18 protein-coding genes are annotated in these 20,402 nt (G+C 67.8%); 13 read left to right on the top strand and 5 right to left on the bottom strand.

The genetic code is table 11. The features are described from left to right. Positions 1-237 precede the first annotated feature (237 nt). Positions 238-1,206, top strand: a complete 969-nt coding sequence (locus tag RCH12_RS09025; RefSeq protein WP_327016670.1) for a phosphodiesterase — start codon at positions 238-240, stop codon at positions 1,204-1,206. Between the two features lie 112 nt (positions 1,207-1,318). After that, on the top strand, positions 1,319-2,290 hold the full coding sequence (locus RCH12_RS09030) for a tyrosine recombinase XerC (RefSeq protein ID WP_327016671.1): 972 nt from the start codon (positions 1,319-1,321) through the stop codon (positions 2,288-2,290). A gap of 24 nt (positions 2,291-2,314) precedes the next feature. On the opposite strand, the gene RCH12_RS09035 is transcribed toward RCH12_RS09030, so the two are convergent. Continuing rightward, entirely contained in the window at positions 2,315-3,040 is a 726-nt protein-coding gene (locus RCH12_RS09035; protein WP_327016672.1) for a M23 family metallopeptidase, read from the bottom strand. A gap of 324 nt (positions 3,041-3,364) precedes the next feature. On the opposite strand from RCH12_RS09035, the gene rpsB reads away from it, so the two are divergent. The 9 genes from rpsB (at position 3,365) to RCH12_RS09080 (ending at position 10,168) form a co-directional block, all read left to right on the top strand. After that, complete coding sequence (gene rpsB, locus RCH12_RS09040; protein WP_088456460.1) at positions 3,365-4,291, top strand: 30S ribosomal protein S2; 927 nt, start codon at positions 3,365-3,367, stop codon at positions 4,289-4,291. Between the two features lie 11 nt (positions 4,292-4,302). After that, on the top strand, positions 4,303-5,130 hold the full coding sequence (tsf, locus tag RCH12_RS09045) for a translation elongation factor Ts (RefSeq protein WP_103432043.1): 828 nt from the start codon (positions 4,303-4,305) through the stop codon (positions 5,128-5,130). 191 nt (positions 5,131-5,321) lie between these two features. Continuing rightward, positions 5,322-6,038, top strand: a complete 717-nt coding sequence (gene pyrH / locus RCH12_RS09050; RefSeq protein ID WP_088456458.1) for a UMP kinase — start codon at positions 5,322-5,324, stop codon at positions 6,036-6,038. 31 nt (positions 6,039-6,069) lie between these two features. Beyond that, the gene (gene frr / locus RCH12_RS09055; RefSeq protein WP_088456457.1) at positions 6,070-6,624 is read left to right on the top strand and encodes a ribosome recycling factor; all 555 of its coding nucleotides are present in this window, start codon (positions 6,070-6,072) and stop codon (positions 6,622-6,624) included. Between the two features lie 14 nt (positions 6,625-6,638). Continuing rightward, positions 6,639-7,619 (top strand): phosphatidate cytidylyltransferase, encoded by a 981-nt coding sequence (locus RCH12_RS09060; RefSeq protein WP_103432042.1) that lies wholly within the window; start codon positions 6,639-6,641, stop codon positions 7,617-7,619. 46 nt (positions 7,620-7,665) lie between these two features. Then, a complete protein-coding gene (locus RCH12_RS09065) occupies positions 7,666-8,214 on the top strand; it encodes a DivIVA domain-containing protein (protein WP_240632194.1) in 549 nt (182 codons plus the stop codon). Positions 8,215-8,319: 105 nt separating this feature from the next. Further along, a complete protein-coding gene (locus RCH12_RS09070) occupies positions 8,320-9,030 on the top strand; it encodes a lytic transglycosylase domain-containing protein (RefSeq protein WP_327016673.1) in 711 nt (236 codons plus the stop codon). A 55-nt stretch (positions 9,031-9,085) separates the two neighbouring features. Then, positions 9,086-9,385 carry a hypothetical protein gene (locus tag RCH12_RS09075; RefSeq protein WP_327016674.1) on the top strand — a complete coding sequence of 100 codons (300 nt, stop codon included), beginning with the start codon at positions 9,086-9,088 and terminating at the stop codon, positions 9,383-9,385. A gap of 54 nt (positions 9,386-9,439) precedes the next feature. Next, positions 9,440-10,168, top strand: a complete 729-nt coding sequence (locus tag RCH12_RS09080) for an alpha/beta hydrolase (RefSeq protein WP_327016675.1) — start codon at positions 9,440-9,442, stop codon at positions 10,166-10,168. 120 nt (positions 10,169-10,288) lie between these two features. Here the strand turns inward: RCH12_RS09080 and RCH12_RS09085 are convergent, their stop codons facing one another. Then, the gene (locus tag RCH12_RS09085; RefSeq protein WP_327016676.1) at positions 10,289-11,338 is read right to left on the bottom strand and encodes an AI-2E family transporter; all 1,050 of its coding nucleotides are present in this window, start codon (positions 11,336-11,338) and stop codon (positions 10,289-10,291) included. Positions 11,339-11,366: 28 nt separating this feature from the next. Continuing rightward, positions 11,367-12,980, bottom strand: coding sequence for a hypothetical protein (locus RCH12_RS09090; protein WP_327016677.1), 1,614 nt, complete (start codon positions 12,978-12,980; stop codon positions 11,367-11,369). Positions 12,981-13,249: 269 nt separating this feature from the next. Between RCH12_RS09090 and RCH12_RS09095 the strand changes: the two genes are divergently transcribed. Both RCH12_RS09095 and RCH12_RS09100 read left to right on the top strand, forming a co-directional pair. After that, complete coding sequence (locus tag RCH12_RS09095; protein ID WP_327016678.1) at positions 13,250-15,058, top strand: hypothetical protein; 1,809 nt, start codon at positions 13,250-13,252, stop codon at positions 15,056-15,058. Then, positions 15,055-16,020 carry a tetratricopeptide repeat protein gene (locus RCH12_RS09100; RefSeq protein ID WP_103432037.1) on the top strand — a complete coding sequence of 322 codons (966 nt, stop codon included), beginning with the start codon at positions 15,055-15,057 and terminating at the stop codon, positions 16,018-16,020. Before RCH12_RS09095 ends, RCH12_RS09100 begins: the two co-directional genes overlap by 4 nt. Before the next feature lie 83 nt (positions 16,021-16,103). Here RCH12_RS09100 and glgB read toward each other — a convergent pair whose 3' ends face one another. Continuing rightward, positions 16,104-18,320 carry a 1,4-alpha-glucan branching protein GlgB gene (gene glgB, locus RCH12_RS09105; RefSeq protein WP_327016679.1) on the bottom strand — a complete coding sequence of 739 codons (2,217 nt, stop codon included), beginning with the start codon at positions 18,318-18,320 and terminating at the stop codon, positions 16,104-16,106. Further along, positions 18,317-20,395 carry a maltotransferase domain-containing protein gene (locus RCH12_RS09110; RefSeq protein WP_207795531.1) on the bottom strand — a complete coding sequence of 693 codons (2,079 nt, stop codon included), beginning with the start codon at positions 20,393-20,395 and terminating at the stop codon, positions 18,317-18,319. Before RCH12_RS09110 ends, glgB begins: the two co-directional genes overlap by 4 nt. Between the last annotated feature and the right edge of the window lie 7 nt (positions 20,396-20,402).

Below are 20,402 nucleotides of genomic sequence, written 5' to 3' on the forward strand. Positions count from 1 at the left end.
GACTCGACGCAGCCACCCCGAGAGAGGCCCTCCATCAGCTACTCTCGGACCTAGAAAACGGCAGTGTTGCATCGACCGGTTGAATCCACCCCCGGCACACCGGGCGCACGTGTCCGGAGCGGCACCAGTTGTGGCCGGGTCGTGCCGGGGCCGGTCGGTGGGTGCGTTTAGGGTGATTCGTGACGGAGTCGCACATCGGCCCCGACGACGAGCATCCACGAGTGTGAGGGGTCAGCCATGACGGGAACAACACCGACGGACGGGCAGAACGCGGCTCCGCCGCCGGCACAGATGGGCCAGTACCGGCCGGCCTCCCACCTCATCGCGCACCTCAGCGATACTCACTTCCTCGGCACGGGCCCGGACGGCTCCGGGCGGCTGCTATACGACGCGGTCGACACGGACAGCACGGTGCATCGCGCGATGGCGCAGCTGGAAGCCTCCGGCCTCGCCATCGACGCCCTCGTCTTCACCGGGGACATCGCCGACCGTGGTGAGCCGGATGCGTACCGCCGGGTGCGCGACATCGTCGAGGCGTCCGCAGCGCGGATGGGCGCCGCACTGGTCTGGGTGATGGGCAACCACGATGAACGGGCGGCGTTCCGCACCGAACTCCTGCGTGTCGAGGCCCACGACGGGCCCGTCGACAGGGTCATCGACGTCAACGGACTGCGAGTGATCTCCCTGGACACCAGCGTGCCCGGGTACCACCACGGTGAGGTCACCGCCGACCAACTCGCCTGGCTGCGCGACGTGCTCAGCGAACCCGCCGAACACGGTTCCCTGCTCGCCCTGCACCACCCGCCGGTTCCCACGGCCCTGCCGCTGATGACCATCCTGGAACTGCGCGACCAGGCGGCGCTGGCCGAGGTGTTGGTGGGAAGCGATGTACGCGCGATCCTCGGCGGTCACCTGCACCACGCCACCACGGGACTGTTCGCCGGGATCCCGGTGTCCGTCGCCGCGGCCACCTGCTACACGATCGACGCGGCAGCCCCGCCACGCCAGCTCACCGGTGTCGGCGGTGGCCAGTCGATCAACCTTGTGCACGTCTATGCCGACCAGGTGGTGCACTCGAATGTTCCCCTGGGCGCGTTCGACGTGGTCACCCGTTTCGATCCGGCCTACCTTGACCGGATGGAGGCGCTCAGCCCGACAGACCGGCTGGCGGCGTTCTCCCGACACGTCGCACAGCCGGCCGGGTAGCCGAGACCGGGGGAGGATCACTGTGAGTGCGCGCCGCGCGGGAGAGCGGGCGAATGACGGCGATTCCCGCGTCGGTGCCGGCATCCCGCTCGGCGCGCGAGATGCTGGAGGCATGCATCTCGACCCGGCGATCGACGGCTTCGCCCGCTATCTCGCGACCGAACGCGGTTTCTCCGTGAACACGGTGCGCGCGTATTGCGCCGACCTGGCCGGGTTGGCCACCTTCGCCGAAGACCGGGCGGTGGACACCGTCGACGGCCTGACCCTGGAACTCCTGCGCGACTGGCTGTGGACGGGAACGCAGGCCGGACTTGCGCGGGCCACCATCGCCCGGCGCTCCGCCTCGGCGCGCGGCTTCACCGCCTGGCTCACCCGGGACGGCGTGCTGCCCAGCGACCCCGCCGTGCGGCTGCGTTCGCCGAAACCCGGCCGCACCCTGCCGCGGGTGATCAATCGCAGCCAGATGCAGGAACTGCTCGACCGCCTCGAGGCCGCCGCTGGCGCCGACGACCCGGGAGCCGTGCGGGACCTGGCCATCATCGAACTGCTCTACGCGTCCGGCCTGCGGGTCTCCGAACTCGTCGGACTCGATGTGGGGGACGTCGACCTGTCCCGCCTGACGGTGCGCGTCACCGGCAAGGGCGACAAGGAACGCGTTGTGCCGTTCGGCGTGCCGGCGCAGAGTGCCATCGTGCGGTACCTGCGGGCGGCACGTCCGGTGCTGGCCGCGGCGGTTCCGGCCGACACGACGCGGCCAGAGGCGACGGGGGGCACGATGGCCGTTCGGCGGGCCGCCGGGGCCGACCCGTCCGCCCTCTTCCTCGGCAGCCATCGGCAGCGCCTCGGGGTGCGCGCCGTGTACCGCCTGGTCGCGGCCCTGCTTGAGTCGATGCCCGGCACCGGCCCGGCAGGTCCGCACGCCCTGCGCCATACGGCGGCCACGCACCTGCTCGACGGTGGAGCCGACCTGCGCGCGGTGCAGGAGATGCTCGGCCATGCCAGCCTCGGCACGACCCAGATTTACACCCACGTTTCGGCGGAGAGACTGCAGCAGAGCTACCGGCTCGCGCACCCCCGCGCCTGACGCCACTCCGTGAGAGTGCGGGCGTCAGCGGGCCGGGATCGGCACCGGGCCGGTCGGCGGGAGTGGCAGCAGTATCGCGCGCGCCAGCCCGCCGAGAAAGAGCATCGGCGAAATGTACTGACCGTGCCGGCGCACCCCGAAGTGCACACAGCGCGCGGTGCAGTGCGAACCCGTCGCCACGACGCCCACGACCTGCCCGGCCAGCACCCGATCACCCTCGCTCACCGTGGCCGTGACCGGTTCGAAGCTGGACACCAGGTCCTCACCGTGCTGGATTGACAGAACGGGCCGGTCCACGACCGTGCCCGCGAAGGTGACCACCCCGTCGGCGGGGGAGCGAACCGGGTGGCCTTCACCGGCCACGAGGTCGATACCGCGGTGCCCGGCCGCATACCGGCTGGCCGGCGCCTCGAAGGGACGCGTCAGCTCCCGTGGTGGTCCGACGGGCCAGGCCCATCCGGCCGGCGCCGCCTGTCCGGGCAGGGCAGCACCGGGTGCCGCCGACACGGGAACCGCAACTGATGCCGCGGCACTGTGCTCCGCAACGACAGGCACCGGCGCAGAAGCCAACGCCGGCGCCGGCGAGCCGGACAGGCTTGGTGCGCCGGTGAGTAGTGCGGCCGCGACGGCACAGACCGGCAGCGCCGCGAGACGGAACGGAGCCTGCGCCGCGCGCCGGCGAGACCGGAACCTGTGCAGGGGAGAACGGGTGGAGGCGAGGCGTTTGTCGGGGCGTCCTGTCGCTGTCATGGCTCCACCATCGGACGACGGCGAGGTCGGGAGGCGCGCCGCGGGCCCGGCTGTGCCAAACGCGTGAAAGAACCGGCTGTGGAGGAGTGGCTGCGGGGGAGCGCAGTGGTGCGCGGCCGGGGTCGGCCGGGTGCTAGAGTTCTCTGAGCAGCGCTTTGTGCGCTGACTACGCGTGCCCATTCGGCCAACACATCCACTCGGTCCTGACTTTTCACGAAGTCGGGCGGTTGTGCGCCGGGCACCAGGAGTAGTGATCATCCGATCACGACACAAACCGATGGGCGTTTTCTGCTGTGCAGAAACGTCGGATAAGGAGTACGGCTCATGGCCGTCGTAACCATTCGCCAGCTGCTCGACAGCGGCGTGCACTTCGGGCACCAGACCCGCCGTTGGAACCCGAAGATGAAGCGCTTCATCTTCACCGAGCGTTCCGGCATCTACATCATCGACCTGCAGCAGTCGCTCGGGTTCGTTGACAAGGCCTATGACTTCGTCAAGGAGACCGTCGCCCACGGCGGCACCATCCTCTTCGTCGGCACCAAGAAGCAGGCGCAGGAGTCGATTTCGGAGCAGGCGACGCGAGTCGGCCAGCCCTACGTCAACCAGCGCTGGCTCGGTGGCCTTCTCACCAACTTCCAGACCGTTTCCAAGCGTCTGGCCCGCATGAAAGAGCTCGAAGAGCTCGACTTCGAGGACACCGCCAAGAGCGGCTTCACGAAGAAGGAAATGCTCATCAAGAAGCGCGAGCTCGTCAAGCTGCACAAGAGCCTCGGCGGAATCCGCAACCTGACCAAGACGCCGTCCGCGCTCTGGGTTGTCGACACCAACAAGGAGCACCTCGCCATCGACGAGGCGCGCAAGCTCGGCATCCCCGTCATCGCGATCCTCGACACCAACTGCGACCCCGACGACGTTCAGTACCCGATCCCGGGTAACGACGACGCCATCCGCTCCGTTGGCCTGCTCACCCGCATCATCGCCGACGCCGCGGCCGAGGGCCTCATCCAGCGTCACCAGAAGCCGGAAGAGGGCGCCGAAGTTGAGCCCCTCGCCGCGTGGGAAGCCGAGCTGCTCGCAGCTCCGGCCGAGACCACGCCCGAGCAGTCCTCCGCTGACACCGAGAAGGTTGCCGACGAAACCGTCGCCACCGAGCAGGTTGCAGAAGAGGCACCCGCAGCAGCAGAGCCCGCAGCGGCCGAAGCCGCAACCGAAGAGGTTGCAGCCGACGCTCCCGTAGCCGACACCAAGTAAGGACAACAGGTATGGCAAACTTCAACCTCGAATCCGTCAAGATCCTGCGCGAGCGCCTCGGCACCGGCATGGTCGACACCAAGAACGCACTCGTCGAAGCCGATGGCGACATCGAGCGCGCGGTTGAGATCCTGCGTCTCAAGGGTGCAAAGGGCAACGCAAAGCGCGCCGACCGTTCCACCTCTGAGGGCCTCGTGGCCGCCAAGGTGATCGGAAACACCGCTTACCTGCTCGAGCTCGCCTGCGAGACCGACTTCGTCGCCAAGGGCGAGAAGTTCGGCGCTCTTTCCGAGAAGGTTCTGGACGCGGTTTCCGCTGCCGGCGCCACCAACGTCGCCGAGGCGCTTGCCGCTCCGGCGGATGGCCAGACCGTCGGAGACCTCATCAACGGCGAAGCCGCGATCATCGGTGAGAAGTTCGAACTTCGCCGCGTCGCAGCCGTCACCGGTGACAACTTCGAGATCTACCTGCACAAGACCAGCAAGGACCTGCCCCCGCAGGTCGGTGTTGTTCTCGGCTACACCGGTGAGGATGCCGCAACCGCGCGCAGCATCGCCCAGCACATCTCGTTCGCGAACCCGGAATACCTGGCTCGCGAAGACGTCCCCGCAGAAGCCGTCGAGGCCGAGCGTCGCATCGTCACCGAGATCTCCGAGAACGAGGGCAAGCCGGCCGCCGCGCTGCCCAAGATCGTTGAAGGCCGCGTCAACGCGTACTTCAAGCAGGTCGCACTTCTCGAGCAGGACTATGCCAAGGACAACAAGCTGTCCGTGGCGAAGGTGCTCGCTGACGCGGGTCTGACCGTCACCGGCTTCGCCCGGTTCAAGGTCGGCGCGTAACCAGCTCCGCCGCAACCGGCACAGCAGTAACCAGTAAGGCAGCATGAGACAGAAGGAGATCGGATCGCCTCGGCAATCCGGTCTCCTTCTTCTCTGCCCGGCTCCAGGCGGGCCGCAGCAGGGGTATAGCCCACCGGTGCTCAACCGGTAGTTTTAGAATCACGATCCACAACGGAAGGACGCTCACGGGCATGTCAGATACAGGTACCAAGCGCAGAGTCCTCCTCAAACTGTCGGGCGAAGCATTCGGGGCCGGAAGCCTCGGTGTCAACCCCGACGTCATCAGCAGCCTGGCCCGGGAAATCGCCGAGGCCGCCAAGAGCGTGGAGATCGCGATCGTCGTCGGCGGTGGCAACTTCTTCCGCGGCGCCGAGCTCTCCCAGCGCGGCATGGACCGAGGCCGCGCCGACTACATGGGCATGCTGGGCACCGTCATGAACGCCCTCGCCCTGCAGGACTTCCTGGAACAGGCCGGCGCGGAGACCCGCGTGCAGTCCGCCATCGCCATGACCCAGGTCGCCGAGCCGTACATCCCGCGACGCGCCGAGCGTCACCTGGAAAAGGGCCGCGTCGTCATCTTCGGCGCCGGCGCCGGACTGCCCTACTTCTCCACCGACACCGTGGCCGCGCAGCGCGCCCTTGAAATCGGTGCCGAGGTCGTCCTGGTCGCCAAGAACGGCGTCGACGGTGTCTACTCCGACGACCCGCGCACCAACCCCGACGCACACAAGATCCACAGCATCACCTACCAGGATGCGCTCCAGCGCGGCCTCAAGGTCGTCGACTCGACGGCCTTCAGCCTGTGCATGGACAACAGCATGCCCATGCGGGTGTTCGGGATGGCTCCGCACGGCAACGTGACGGCCGCCATTCTCGGCGCCGAACTGGGAACCCTCGTCTCCAACTAGGATTATTGAAGCCACCGAAGAAGGAGTCACCGTGATTACGGATGTCCTGACCGACACCACCCAGCGCATGGATAAGGCCGTCGAGGCCGCGAAGGAAGACTTCGCCACCGTGCGTACGGGGCGAGCAAACCCGCAGATGTTCCAGAAGATCCTGGTCGACTACTACGGCACCCCGACGCCCCTGGGGCAGCTTGCCTCGCTGCAGAACCAGGAAGCTCGCACGCTCCTGATCACCCCGTACGACAAGAGCGCCCTGCGCGACATCGAGAACGCCATTCGGGACACCCCGAACCTCGGCGCCAACCTCGGCAACGACGGTATCGTCATCCGGGCTTCGCTGCCCGAGCTGACGAACGACCGCCGCAAGGAGTACGTCAAGATCGTCAAGACCAAGGGTGAGGATGCCAAGGTCTCCGTTCGCAACCTCCGCCGCAAGGCCAAGGACGAACTCGACGCGCTCAAGAGCGAGGTCGGCGACGATGACGTGGCCCGTGGCGAGAAGGAGCTCGAGCAGATCACGAAGACTCACATCGACGCGATCGACGACGCCCTCAAGCGCAAGGAAGCCGAACTCCTCGCTATCTAGCGGAGGCTAAGCGAATGACGGATCAGCCAGGGCCCACCCAGCCACCCCAGCGGGGTCGCGGCACCGGCCGCGCCGAGTTTCGGGCACAGGTGCAGTCCACCAAGGCCGACATCGAACGCCAGGTACAGGCCACCAAGGCGCAGCTGGATGCGACGAACGAACGCATCGAGGCCCGCACAGGGCGCAACCTGATTCTGGCGACCCTGATCGGGCTGGTCCTGGGCGGCGCGATGCTCGTGAGCCTGATCTTCATCAAAGAGCTGTTCATGATCGTCGCCTTCGTGGTCGTGGGGTTCACGGCCTTCGAACTGGCCGAGGCGCTGCGCCGGGGCGGCCGGAAGGTGCCCCGGATCCCGGTGCTGGCGTCGGCGGTGGCCGTCGTGCCCGCCGCGTTCTACTGGGGTGCCGGCGGCCAGTGGCTCGCGACACTGGGCGGCATCCTGCTGATCACCCTGTGGCGGCTGGCCATGCTCGCCTTCCCCAGGCACCGCGCACCCCGCAGCGTGGTGCTCGCCGACATCGGCGGCGGCTTCCTGATCCAGGTCTACGTGGTGTTCCTGTCCAGCTTCGCCGTGCTTCTGGTCACCCAGGAGGGCGGCCAGTGGTGGACGCTCGCGTTCCTGTTGCTGGTGATCTCCGCTGACACCGCCGCGTACGCGGCAGGCCTTTCCTTCGGCAAACACCGGATGGTGCCCTCGATCAGTCCCAAGAAGACCTGGGAGGGCTTCGCCGGAGCGGCCATCGTGTGTGTGGTCGTCGGTATTCTGCTGGCCATCTTCATGCTCGGCGAGCCGTGGTGGTTCGGTCCGATCTTCGGCGTGGTGATCCTGATCACAGCGACCTTCGGTGACCTGGCGGAATCGCTGATCAAGCGGGACCTGGGTATCAAGGACATGAGCTCCTGGCTGCCGGGCCACGGCGGTTTCCTGGACCGTCTGGACTCCATCCTGCCGTCAGCGGCCGCGGCCTATGCGCTCTACCTCATCTTCGCCTGACCCGGCTGCTTTCGACACTCGGCGTCCGGTGGGGCAGAATGAGGCGGTGAGCACTACGTTTCCGCGAACCAGCAAGAAGATGCTCGGCTACAACCTCAAGCAGGTGGAGGAGTTCCTCGAGTCGACTCGACACGCGTACGACGATGCCGGTGGGACGGACCAGCTCACCGCAGCCGACATCCGTCACACGGCCTTCGCCATGCAGAAGGGCGGCTATTCGCCCAGCCACGTCGACGCGGCGCTGGAGCGTCTCGAGGACGCTTTCGCGCTGCGGGAGCGGGAACGGGCCACCGGCGAATCCGGCTCGCAGGCCTGGCTCGACGAGGCCCGTCAGACCGCGCAGGTGATCATCAACCGCCTCGGCCGACCGGCGGGTCACCGGTTCTCCCGCACCAGTATCTTCAGCACCGGCTACAACAAAGCCGATGTCGACCGCCTCGCCGCGAAGCTCGTCACCTACTTCCAGGACGGCCACCCGGTCACCGTCGACGATGTGCGCACGGCGGTCTTCCGCCCGCAGCGGACCGGTTACCGGGAGGCCCAGGTCGACCTGGTTCTCGACAGTGTCGTGGACGTGATGCTCGCCGTTCGGTGACACATCGCGTGTCGTTACCTGGTCGTTACCCGCGAGATGGGTTAGTGTCGAATCATCGTGGGTAGACATCTCAACATTTCCGCGCCCGTTTCGGGCGCGACGCCGGTGAGCACACCGGGCAGCAATTCGCTTCGTGCACCCTTCGGGGCCCTGGCCGTGCAGACGCCCGCCCGGCCGATCCCGCGGAGCATGCACCGCCCGCGCTCACGCAGCCACGTGGCGCTGTCGCTGTTCGCCTTCACCGCCGCGGCCGCCTTCGTGCTCGTCACCGTGGTCGACCCGTACTCCGGAGCGACGGCGTCACCGTACTTCCAGGTGCCCGGCGCCGCATCCGACCGGTACAAGGGCGAGGCCGCTCAGTCCCTGCTCGTGGCCAGCACCGTGGCCAACGCCGTCGTCATCGACAGCTACACCATCAACGAACCCGAGCCGGAACCCGCACCGGCCCCCGTGGCCGCCGCGTCGACGACGTCGCCGGGCCCCGTCAGCGCCGCACCGGCTGCCGTCCCCGACCCGGGCTCCGCCCAGGCGTACGCCTACGGCGCCGTCGCGTCCCGCGGCTGGGGCGAAGACCAGTACAGCTGCCTGGTGTCGCTGTGGAACAAGGAGTCCGGCTGGCGCGTCAACGCGATGAACTCCAGCAGCGGCGCCTATGGGATCCCGCAATCACTGCCCGGTTCGAAGATGGCCTCGGCCGGCTCCGACTGGGAAACCAACGCCGGTACCCAGATCGAATGGGGCCTGGGCTACATCAGCGGCCGCTACGGCACTCCCTGCGGCGCCTGGGGCCACTCCGTCGACGTCGGCTGGTACTAGTCACCCGACCGGACCGGCCCAGCTGGGCCCGGCGAGCCAGGGTTAGACTTGCACCATGCCGCGCAGCAACCGCCCCAAGGGCCGCAGAGCCGGCACCGGCGAAGACGAGTCCGATGATCTCTCGCGCATGCTCGCCGGCTGGCGCCGCACCGAGGTGAAGCGCGACGGCGTGTGGCACGTGCAGCCGATCAGCGCCGCCCAGGCGGGGAAGACCTACCTCTGCCCCGGTTGCCTGCTCGACATCAACCCTGGAGTGGCCCATATGGTCACCTGGCGCGGGGACGGTGTGACCGGCGACGCGGCGGACCTCGCCGCCCGGCGCCACTGGCACCTGCACTGCTGGAAGATCAAGTAACCCGAGCGTTTCGCGCACGCGTTCACCCCCCCCCCCCCGACGAGGAGCACCACCATGGCCGGACCAGTCGAGATCCGCGGCGGCATCGACCTGCCCGCAACCCGCGAGCAGATCGAGCTGCACACCGACGACGGCCTCACCCTGGTGGGCGAGCTGGCCACGCCGGCGAACCGGCCCGCCGTCGCCACCCTGGTCACCCTGCATCCGCTGCCCACGCACGGCGGGTTCATGGATTCGCACATTCTGCGGAAGGCTGCCGGTCGGCTGCCGGCGCTGGCCGAGCTCGCCGTGCTGCGCTTCAATACCCGCGGCACCAGTTCACCGCGCGGGACCAGCGGGGGCAGCTTCGGACACGGCGACGCCGAACGTGCCGATGTGGCCGCGGCCATGGCCTTCGTCACCGAGCGTGGCCTGCCTGACCCCTGGCTGGTCGGTTGGTCGTTCGGCACGGAACTGGCGATCAAGTACGGCCTCGATCACCCGATCCGCGGCGCCATCCTGCTGTCACCACCGCTGCATCGGGCAACGGATGCCGAACTGGCGGCCTGGGCGGGCGATGAGCGCGAACTCGTGGTGCTGGTGCCCGAACACGACGACTACCTTCGGCCCGCCGAGGCCCGCACCCGGTTCGCGAGCGTTCCGAACGCCCGACTGATCAGTGTGGACGGCGCGAAGCATCTGTGGGTGGGGGAGAGCCAGACCCGCCGGGTGCTCAACGAAATCGTCGCCGCGGTGAACCCGGCAGCCGGGCCGCTGCCGGATACCTGGGCCGGCGAACTCTAGGCCGCCGGGGCTCTGAGCCGCCCGGCTCCGAGCGGCCGAGCTCTGAGCCGCCGCGTGAGCGACCGGCGGCCGTCCGCCGCTCAGGAGCACCACGCCGCTCGACAGGGCGCTCCGGAGGCTTTACAGCTCGTTCTGGCGGGGGATGACGACCTGCTTGATGATCATGATGACGGATGCCGCGACCGGGATCGCGATCAGGGCGCCGAGGATGCCCAGCAGCGACCCGCCGGCCAGGGCTGCCACCACCACGACGGCGCCGGGAACGGCGACGGCGCGGTTCATGATGTTCGGGCTGAGAACGTAGGCCTCGAGCTGCATGTAGACCAGGTAGTAGATGCCCGCGACGAGCACGGTCAGCCAGGAGCTGCCGATACCGGGAATCGCGCAGGTGGCGACGATGATGACGGATCCGGTGATGGTGCCGACCAGCGGGATGAGCGAGAACAGGAACGCGATCACCGACAGCAGGGCCGGGAAGGGGGCGCCGATGATCGACAGGAAGATGAAGCTGAAGACACCGTTGCAGGCGGCCAGAGCGCCCTGTCCAACGATGAACCGGCCGACGGCCGTGGTGATCTGCTCGCTCAGGTCCGCGAAGCGTTCCCGCTTGGAGGCGGGGACCAGCTGGTAGGTGGCTCGCTTCATGGTGTTCAGCGACGCCGTGAAGTACAGGGTCAGGATCAGGATGATCAGGCCGCCGAACAAGCCGCTGACGATGGCGAAACCGGATTGGACGATGGTGGACGTGATCTCCGTGAGGTTGCCGCCGAGATATTTCGTGACCGCCTCGACGATCTCCTGCACGTCGAGGGCCGGGAACTGCTTCTGCAGGTCGACGAGGAACGTCGCTGAATTCACCGACTTCACCAGGGCCGGAATGCGCTCAGACAGGTTGGAGATCTGGTCGGCGATGATCGGGACGATGGCGAAGATCACCCCGGTCAGCGCGCCGAGCACGGCGATGAGCACCGTGAGGATGGCGGCCCACCGCGGGAACTTCTTCTTCTCCAGCCACGAGACGGCCGGGTCGAGTCCCAGGGCCAGGAACAGGGCCGCCCCGATATAGGTGATGATCGTGGACAGCGAGACGATCGAACTCAGGATCAGCACCCCGAGGCCGACACCCAGGGTTCCCACCAGGCCGAGCCGGAAGGCGTTTTGGATCTTCACTGTTGTCTCCACTTGCTCGGCGTTGTGACTAGTCCTGGTCAGCGTTCACTTTCTCCGCCTGGGTCAGAACGCTGCGCAGGCTTTCGAAGTAGCCGGCGACCGACTCGCGCTCAATCCTAATCTGCGCCAGACGGTCTTCAGCGTCGCTGACGAGTTCACGCGTGCGTGTCTCCGCTTCGGCGACGAGGGCCGCCGCGCGATCCTCGGCATCCCGCACGATGCGTTCGGCCTCGTCGTTGGCCTTCGCTTTCGCCGTCTTCGCGTCGGCGCGGGCACCGGTGTCCAGTTGTTCGTTGAGAGCGCGGAGTTCCACGGTGCGGGCGTTGGTGACGGCGAGCTGAGCCGAGGAGTCGTCCAGGTAACGCTGTGTCTGAGCGACGGCCGCCTGGTGACGGGCCAGGTGGTCCTGCTCGGCTTCGTCCCTGCGCGCCTTGAGCTCCACCTCGAGGTCGGCTCGGATCTGGTCGATTTCGCGTCGCAGCTTGGCCGCCTCGTGCTCGCCGCGCTTGCGGGTGGCGGTGAGATGGTTGTCCAGATCGATCCTGGCCTGCTCGCTGTCGGCGTCGAAGTCGGCCTTGGTCTGCTCGAGTTCCCGGGCGAGGTCGGCTCTGGCCTGCTCGATCTCGGCGGCGAGGTCGGCGTGGGCCTTGTCGAGGTCGCGGTTGACTGCCGCCCGATCTCGGTCCAGCTCCCGGTCGAGGTCGGTGTGCGCCTGCTCACCTTCGATGGTGAGATCCGCGCGAGCCTGTTCGATCTCCCGGGCGAGGTCGGTGCGCCCCTGCTCGATCTCCACGGACAGGTCGGAGCGGGCTTGCTCGGTCTCGTGGGCCAGGTCGATGCGGGCCTGTTCGGTCTCCCGGGCCAGGTCGATGCGGTCCTGTTCGGTCTCGGTGGCGAGGTCGATGCGGGCCTGTTCGGTTTCGCGGGCGAGGTCGGCACGCTGCTGGTCCAGCTCATGGGCCACTTCCGCGCGCGTCAATTCGGTTTCCCGGGTGAGACCTGCGGCGATCTCCCTCGCTTCGGTGGCCTCGCGCTGAGCGACGACCCGCACCTCAGCGGCCTCCCGCTCGGCCTCGGAGCGAATGGCGGCGACCTCACGCTTGACCGTGGCCCGGAGCTCCGCCGCCTCGGTGGCGACGGCGCCGCGGATCGCCGCGGCCTCCTGGAGGGCATCCTGGGTGAGCTGTTCGTGGGTCTGCCCAGCGCGGCTGAGCAGATCGTCCGCCTCGACCTGGGCATCGGTGAGCAGTCGGTGGGCCTTGACGGTGGCGTCGGACACCGTTCGTTCGGCGTGTTCGGAGGCTTGGCGCTTCAGCGCGTCGATCTCGGCGGATGCGGAGGCGCGCAGCTTCTCGGCGTCGATATCGGCCTGGGCGATGACCCGGGTTGACTGCTCCTCGGCGACGCGCAGGGTGTTCTCGAGCTTGGTGCCCAGCCCGGAGAAGGTGGGACTGCCGACCTCTTCGATCTCGGCATTGAGGTCGTCGATTCTGGCACCCAGCCGTTTGACTTCCTTGGCCGACTCGGTGCTCTGGGCGTTGGCCTGGATCAGGTCTCGCCGAAGTCCCTGGATGGCCTTGTCGACCTCGTCCTTGTCGTACCCCCGGAATACCTGGGTGAAGTCAGCCTCGTCGGTCGCCACGTTGTCTCCTCATAAATGGGCCTGACCCCGAGTCAGATACGGACGGAGCAGACCGTGCAATTTTAGTGCCCGGACACTCTGCTCCCCATCCCGCCTTCGGGGGAAAGGAGACCATGGCGGGAGGGGAATCACGCGAAAAGTGGCTATTAGGCACCTCTCAGGAGCGTCCACTATCGTAAGACGTCCGTGTCTGTTGCTTCCCGGCCCCGACAAGCGGTGGCAGGCGTTGTGATTCGCAGCCATCGGCAGGCAACACAGGAGGGTTTTACGTGCGTTTCGTCTTTGCCATTCTGGCATTCGTCCTCGCCGCGCTGATGATCGCATTCGGCATCGCGCAGCGGACAGTCTTTCTCGAACCTGCTTCCACGAGCCTGAGCGCGACTGTCGCCGACGGTGCACCATACGCGGTGATCGACGGTACGGCACTGGGCGCGTTCCCGGGCAGCCAGACCATCACGGTTTCCGGCTCCGACAGCGTCTTCGTCGCCTACGCGCGTACCGCGGACATCCAGGCCTGGATCGGCGCTGACGAGTACGCGGCGGTGGGCCTCGATGCCGATACCGGGAAATTGACGGTCACCCCGGCGACGGGAACCGCCGTCACGCCGGCGGCGGAAACGGAAGCGGCCCCGCTGGCCACCGACCCTGCCGGCTCCGACCTGTGGTTGGAGGAGTACACCGGTGACCGGTCGCTGACCACCACGATCAGTGCGCCGGAAGGGATCTCGGTGCTTGTCGCCTCCGACGGGACCGCCCCGGCGCCGACGGATATCACCGTGGCCTGGCCGACGGACAACGCGACACCGTGGGCCGGTCCGCTGATCGTCGGGGGAGCTCTCATCGGTCTGCTCGGCTTCGTGATCTACCTGCTGGGCCTGTTGCACTTCCGCCGGTCCCGCCGCCCGCGGCGCAACGTGCCGCGCGGGCCGCGCATGCCCAGGCTGCCCCGGGTGCCGCGCCCCAAGACCATCAAGGCGAGCGAGATCACCGGTCCACGCCGGTCGATCGGCCGGTCCATGATCGCCGTTCCCCTTGTTCTGGTCTCCGGCCTGGTGCTCAGCGGATGTTCGCCGGAATTCTGGCCGACCGCCGCTCCGGAGGCCGCCGCCACCGCAACGGCGACGCCCTCGCCCAGCGCAGAGGACACCGAGGCTCCCGTGGCCGACGAGGCTCCGGAGCCCGCTGTGACGGTGCCGCAACTCGAGCGCATCGTTGGCGACATTGTTGCGCTGACGGCGGAGGCCGACGCGAACCTGGACGCCGACAGCCTGGCCACCCGGTTCACCGGCCCCGCGCTGGAGCAGCGTCTGGCCAACTACAAGGTCCGCGCCGCCGATGCGTCGTACGCGGCGACCGTGGCGCTGCCGGATTCCCCGCTGACGCTGACGCTTCCGCAGCAGACCGATGCCTGGCCGCGCGTGGTCATGACGGTGCTGCAGTCGGCCGATGAGGCCTCGGTGCCCACCATGGCGCTTATTCTCAAGCAGGAATCTCCGCGGGAGAACTACCTGGTCGAGTACGCCGTCCAGCTCGAGGCATCCGCCAAGGTTCCGAGTGTGGCCCCGGCCACCATCGGCGCACCGTTGATCGCCCCCGACAACAAGTTCATGTCGATGGCGCCCAACGCCGTCGGCCCGGCCTACGCCGACATCCTGCTGAAAGGCGAGGCGAGCCCGTCGTTCCCGCTCTTCGAAGCCAAGGGCGACACCGCCCGCACCCAGCTGGGCTTGGAGTACAAGGAAAAGCAGCTGTTGGAGCTGGAGGACACCGGCACGATGGAGTTCACCAACGCCGTCGGGAGTGGCGAGATCATTGCCCTCGCCACGAACGACTCCGGCAGTATCGTGGCCGTGAGCGTGAACGAGATCACCACGGTGACTCCCGTCGCGGGCAAGGCGACCATCACCCCGAAGGAAGGCCCGAGCAAGGCGCTCTCCGGTATCGAGGAGACCACCAAGGGAATCCAGAGCACCTACAGCGAGCAGCTCCTGTTTCACGTGCCTGCCGCCAATTCAACCGACAAAATCGTTCTCCTTGGCTTTAGTCAGGGACTGATCAATTCCGTGGAGCTTCCATGACCGTTGTCCCCCCAGCCGGCGCCAACCTGCGCGGCGCCGTCGACCTGTCCTCGCTCGTGAACCGCCCACCGGCGGCCGCGGCCGGCGTGAGCACCGGGACCGCGCCGGATGGCGCCGTCGCCGGTGTCGTTCCGGTACCGAACCTGGTGCTCGAGGGTACCGACACCAACTTCGCGGAGCTGCTGGAACTGTCGAAGATCGTTCCGGTGATTGTGGACCTGTGGGCCACCTGGAGCGAGCCGGCCACCCAGCTCACGCCGGTGATCGAAAACCTGATCAGGGAGTACAACGGCCGCTTCGTGCTGGCCACCGTCGACATCGACACGAACCCGCAGCTCGCCCAGGCGTTCCAGGCCACGTCGGTGCCGACCCTCGCCGCCGTGATCAACGGTCAGCCGGTGCAGCTTTTCGACGGGGTACTTCCCGTGGTGCAGATCCGCGAGGTCTTCGAGCGGGTGCTGGAGCTGGCCGCTCAGCACGGTGTGACCGGGGTGGCCGAGGCCGCCGAGTCGCCCGCCGGCCCGTCTGCCGAGCCCGTTGAACCCGAACTTCCGCCGCATCACCGCGAGGCCTACGAGGCCATCGAACGCGGCGACTACGCCGCTGCCATCGACATCTACAAGCTCGCCCTGGCCCGCGACCCGCGCGACACCATGGCTGCCGCCGGTCTCGCCCAGGTGAGCCTGCTCGCCCGGCTGCAGGGCAAGACCATCGCCGAGGTGCGTTCGGCCGCCGCTGACGACCCGGCGAACCTCGAGGCTCAACTCCTCGTGGCCGACCTGGACCTGTCCGGCGGACACATCGAGGACGCCTTCGACAGGCTGCTGGGCCTGTTCCCCGGCCAGGATGCTGCGGGCAAGAACGTCATCCGCCAGCGCATGCTCGAGCTGTTCGAGGTTGTCGGCACCGACGACCCGCGCGTGCCGCCGGCCCGCAAACGCCTCACCGCGCTGCTCTACTAATCGCGGGAACGCGAAAGCGCCCGTGTGGCAGCCTCAGGCGACTGAGGCGACCATACGGGCGCTTTCGCGTGGCCTGAGCGCTGTCAGCGGCGCAGGCGCAGCCAGAGGGCGCCGAGCGGCGGCAGGGTGAGGGTGGCGGATGCCGGCCGGCCGGCCCACGGCTCGGCGAACGCCGTCACCTCACCGAGGTTGCCCACCCCGGAGCCGCCGAAGTTCTCGGCATCCGTGTTGAGGATCTCCTCCCACGCGCCGGGCAGGGGCAGCCCCACCCTGTAGCCGGTGTGCGGCGCTCCGGAGAAGTTGTACAGGCAGACCACCGGCGTGCCGTCGTGGTCCCAGCGCACGAAGCTGACCACGTTCTCTGCAGCGGCGCCGCCGTCGAGCAGCTCGAACCCGCCGGGTTCGTTGTCACGCTCCCAGAGGCTGGGCGTGTCCCGGTACACCCGGTTGAGCTGGCCGACGAGGTTGAACAGGCCACGGTGACCGGGCTGGTCGAGCATCCACCAGTCCAGTCCGCGCTCTTCACTCCACTCGGACCGCTGGCCGAACTCCTGCCCCATGAACAGGAGCTGCTTGCCCGGGTGCGCCCACATGAACGCGAGGTAGACCCGCACGTTGGCAAGCTGCTGCCACGGATCGCCCGGCATCTTGCCGATCAGGGAGCCCTTGCCGTGCACGACCTCGTCGTGGCTGATCGGCAGCAGGAAGTTCTCGCTGAACGCATAGACGAACGAGAAGGTGATCTCGTTGTGGTGGTAGGCGCGGTGCATCGGGTCTTCGCTCATGTACTCGAGCGAGTCGTGCATCCAGCCCATGTTCCACTTCAGCCCGAAGCCCAGGCCGCCGCCGGAGGTGGCCGCGGTGACACCGGGCCAGTTGGTGGACTCCTCGGCGATCATGATGGTGCCGGGGTTGCGCTTGTAGGCCGTCGCGGTGATCTCCTGCAGCAGGCTGATCGCCTCGAGGTTTTCCCGGCCGCCGAACTTGTTGGGTTCCCACTCGCCGTCCTTGCGCGAGTAGTCCAGGTACAGCATCGAGGCGACAGCGTCCACCCGGAGGGCGTCGATGTGGAACTCCTCGAGCCAGTACAGCGCATTGGCGACGAGGAAGTTGCGCACCTGCATCTGACCGAAGTCGAAGACGTAGGTGCCCCAGTCCATCTGCTCACCGCGGCGCGGGTCGGGGTGCTCGTACAGGGCCTGCCCGTCGAAGCGGGCCAGGGCGAACTCATCCTTGGGGAAGTGTCCCGGCACCCAGTCCATGATCACGCCGATGCCGGCCTGGTGCAGCCGGTCGATCAGGTAGCGCAGGTCGTCGGGGTGGCCGAACCGGCTCGTCGGAGCGTAGTAGCCGGTGACCTGGTAGCCCCAGGAGCCCCCGAACGGGTGCTCGGACAGCGGCATGAACTCCACGTGCGTATAGGCGAGTTCCTCGAGGTAGCCGATCAACTCGTCGGCCAGGGCCCGGTAGCCCAGCCCGGGCCGCCAGGAGCCGACGTGCATCTCGTACACGCTCATGGCCCGGTTGTGCGGGTCGGTGGCGCTGCGCTCGGCCAGCCAGGCGGCATCCTGCCAGGTGTAGGCGGTCTCGCCCACCACCGACGCGGTCAGCGGCGGCACCTCGGTGTAACGGGCCATCGGGTCGGCCTTCTGCACCCACTCACCGGCCTGGGTGAGGATCTCGAACTTGTAGTTGGAGCCAGCGGCCAGGCCGGGCACGAAGAGTTCCCAGACGCCGGTGCTGCCCATGTTGCGCATCGAGTGCAGCACGCCGTACCAGCTGTTGAAGTCACCGATCACGCGCACGGCACGGGCGTGTGGCGCCCAGACCGAGAACGAGGTGCCGCTGACGGGCTTGGTCACGCCGGTGAAGGTGCGCACGTGGGCGCCGAGTACGTCCCAGAGCCGTTCGTGCCGGCCCTCGCCGATCAGGTGGAGGTCGAGCTCGCCGAGCGTGGGCCGGTAACGGTAGGGATCGTCACTGATCCAGGCCGGACCATTCGCGTAGTGCGCCTCGATCTCGTAGTCCTGCGGGCCGATGGTGCTGACACCCTGCCAGATGCCGTAGCCCAGATGGGACAGTTCGACGCGGGCGCCGGTGGACAGCACTGCGACGACCTCGATGGCCAGGGGACGCAGGACCCGGATGACCGTGATCGGGTCGGTGATGTTCGGCAGGTCCAGCAGGTGCTGGCCGAGCACCTCGTGCGGGTTGTAGTACGAGCCGAGCGAGACCGTCTCGAGGATGTGCGCTGAGAAGGTGGGCAGTTCGTCGGCGGGTCGGCCGGTGGCGTGTTTCATTCGGCCAGTCCGTTCTGGTTCGGTGCCTGTGGGATCCGCACGTGCAGGATGTGCACGGGTTCGGTGAAGGCGTCCAGGCGCACGAAGTTGTCCGCGGACCAGGTCCACACGGCGCCGGTGATGAGGTCCTCGACCTCGAAGTGGGAGCCGAGGGGGAGACCGAACCTGGTCACATCCAGGTGCACCACGGTCTCGCGCACCGAATGCGGGTCGACGTTGGCGACGATGATGAGGGCGTCGGTGCGACCGTCGTCGGTGAACTCACCGGACAGGTACTTGCTGTAGACGAGGATCGAGTCGTCGTCGCTGGAGTGGATGTCGAGGTTGCGCAGCTGACGCAGGGCCGGGTGGGCGGCACGGATGCGCCCCAGCTGGGCCAGGAACGGCGCCAGCGACCTGCCGAGCGCTTCGGCCTTCGCGAAGTCGCGGGGCCGAAGCTCGTACTTCTCGTTGTCGATGTTCTCTTCGGCACCGGGACGGGCGACGCTCTCGTACAGTTCGAAGCCCGCGTACAGGCCCCAGGTGGGCGCCGCCGTCGCGGCCAGGGCCGCACGGATCTTGAACGCCGCCGGTCCGCCGAATTGGAGGTACTCGGAGAGGATGTCGGGAGTGTTCACGAACAGGTTCGGGCGCAGGAAGTCCGCGGTGTCGTGGGCCAGGTCGTCGAAGAACTCCTCGAGCTCCTCCTTGGTGTTGCGCCAGGTGAAGTAGGTGTACGACTGCTGGAAGCCGACCTTGGCCAGGCCCTGCAGCAGCGCCGGACGGGTGAACGCCTCGGCCAGGAACACCACGTCGGGCGATTCGCGGTTGATGGTGCCGATCAGCCACTCCCAGAAGTCCAACGGCTTGGTGTGCGGATTGTCGACCCTGAAGATGTTCACGCCAACGCCGACCCAGTAGCGCACCAAGCGCAGCACCTCGGCACGGATGCCGGCGGGATCGTTGTCGAAGTTGATCGGGTAGATGTCCTGGTACTTCTTCGGCGGGTTCTCGGCGTAGGCGATGGTGCCGTCCGGCAGCGTGGTGAACCACTCCGGGTGCTCGGTGACCCAGGGGTGGTCCGGCGAGGCCTGCAGGGCCAGGTCGATGGCGACCTCGATGCCCTCCGTGCGGGCGGCGTCGAGGAAGAAGCTGAAGTCGTCAATGGTGCCGAGCTCCGGGTGGATGGCGTCGTGGCCGCCGGCAGCCGAGCCGATCGCCCACGGCGAACCCGGGTCGTTCTCGCCGGCGTCGAGGGTGTTGTTCGGGCCCTTGCGGAAGGACCGGCCGATCGGGTGGATCGGCGGCAGGTACAACACGTCGAAGCCCATCGCGGCGACGCCGGGCAGGCGGGCGGCCGCGGTGCGGAAGGTCCCGCTCTGCCAGCTGCCGTCTTCTCGCCGCACGGCGCCCTCCGAGCGGGGGAAGAACTCGTACCAGGAGCCGACGCCGGCGCGGGTGCGTTCGACCCGCACGGTGCGCTCGGCGGAGAACGAGTCGAGACTGGCGAGGGGGCGCACGACTGCTGCCGCGGCCAGGGCCGGATCGGTGACGACGGCCAGCCGGACCGCGAGGGGGAGCTTGGTGTTGGCCAGGGTCTTGGCGGCGGCCGCGAACAGCCGACGTTCCACGGTGGGACGCTTGAGGTCCTTGCCGGCGGAGGCCAGCAGTGTCGAACCGATCAGGAACATCAGCTCGACGTCGATGCCGGCGGGGATCTTGATGGCGGCGTTGTGCACCCAGGTGGTGAAGTCATCCGCGTAGGCACGCACCCTGTAGGTGTACGAGCCCTGCAGGTCCAGGCGCACCTGGGTCTCGTACCTGTCGGTGCCAGGGGCGCCGGGGCGCATCGGATGCTGGGTCTGGGTGCCGTCCGGCGCCGTGAGATGCAGCATCACGCCGATGGCGTCATGCCCTTCCCTGAAGGCGGTCGCACCGAACGGCACGACCTCGCCGGCGAAAGCCTTCGCCGGCCAGAGATTGTCGTTCAGCTGCGGGGACAGGTCGAGGACGGGGATTCGACCGACTTTGGTCGGAACATCCGCGATGCTCGGAGTTGAGAGGGCGGTACCGGTTCGTTTTGGTGTCTTAGCCACAAGACGA

The sequence above is a fragment of the Cryobacterium sp. MP_3.1 genome, assembly GCF_035984795.1.
Classification (GTDB): Bacteria; Actinomycetota; Actinomycetes; order Actinomycetales; family Microbacteriaceae; genus Cryobacterium; species Cryobacterium zongtaii.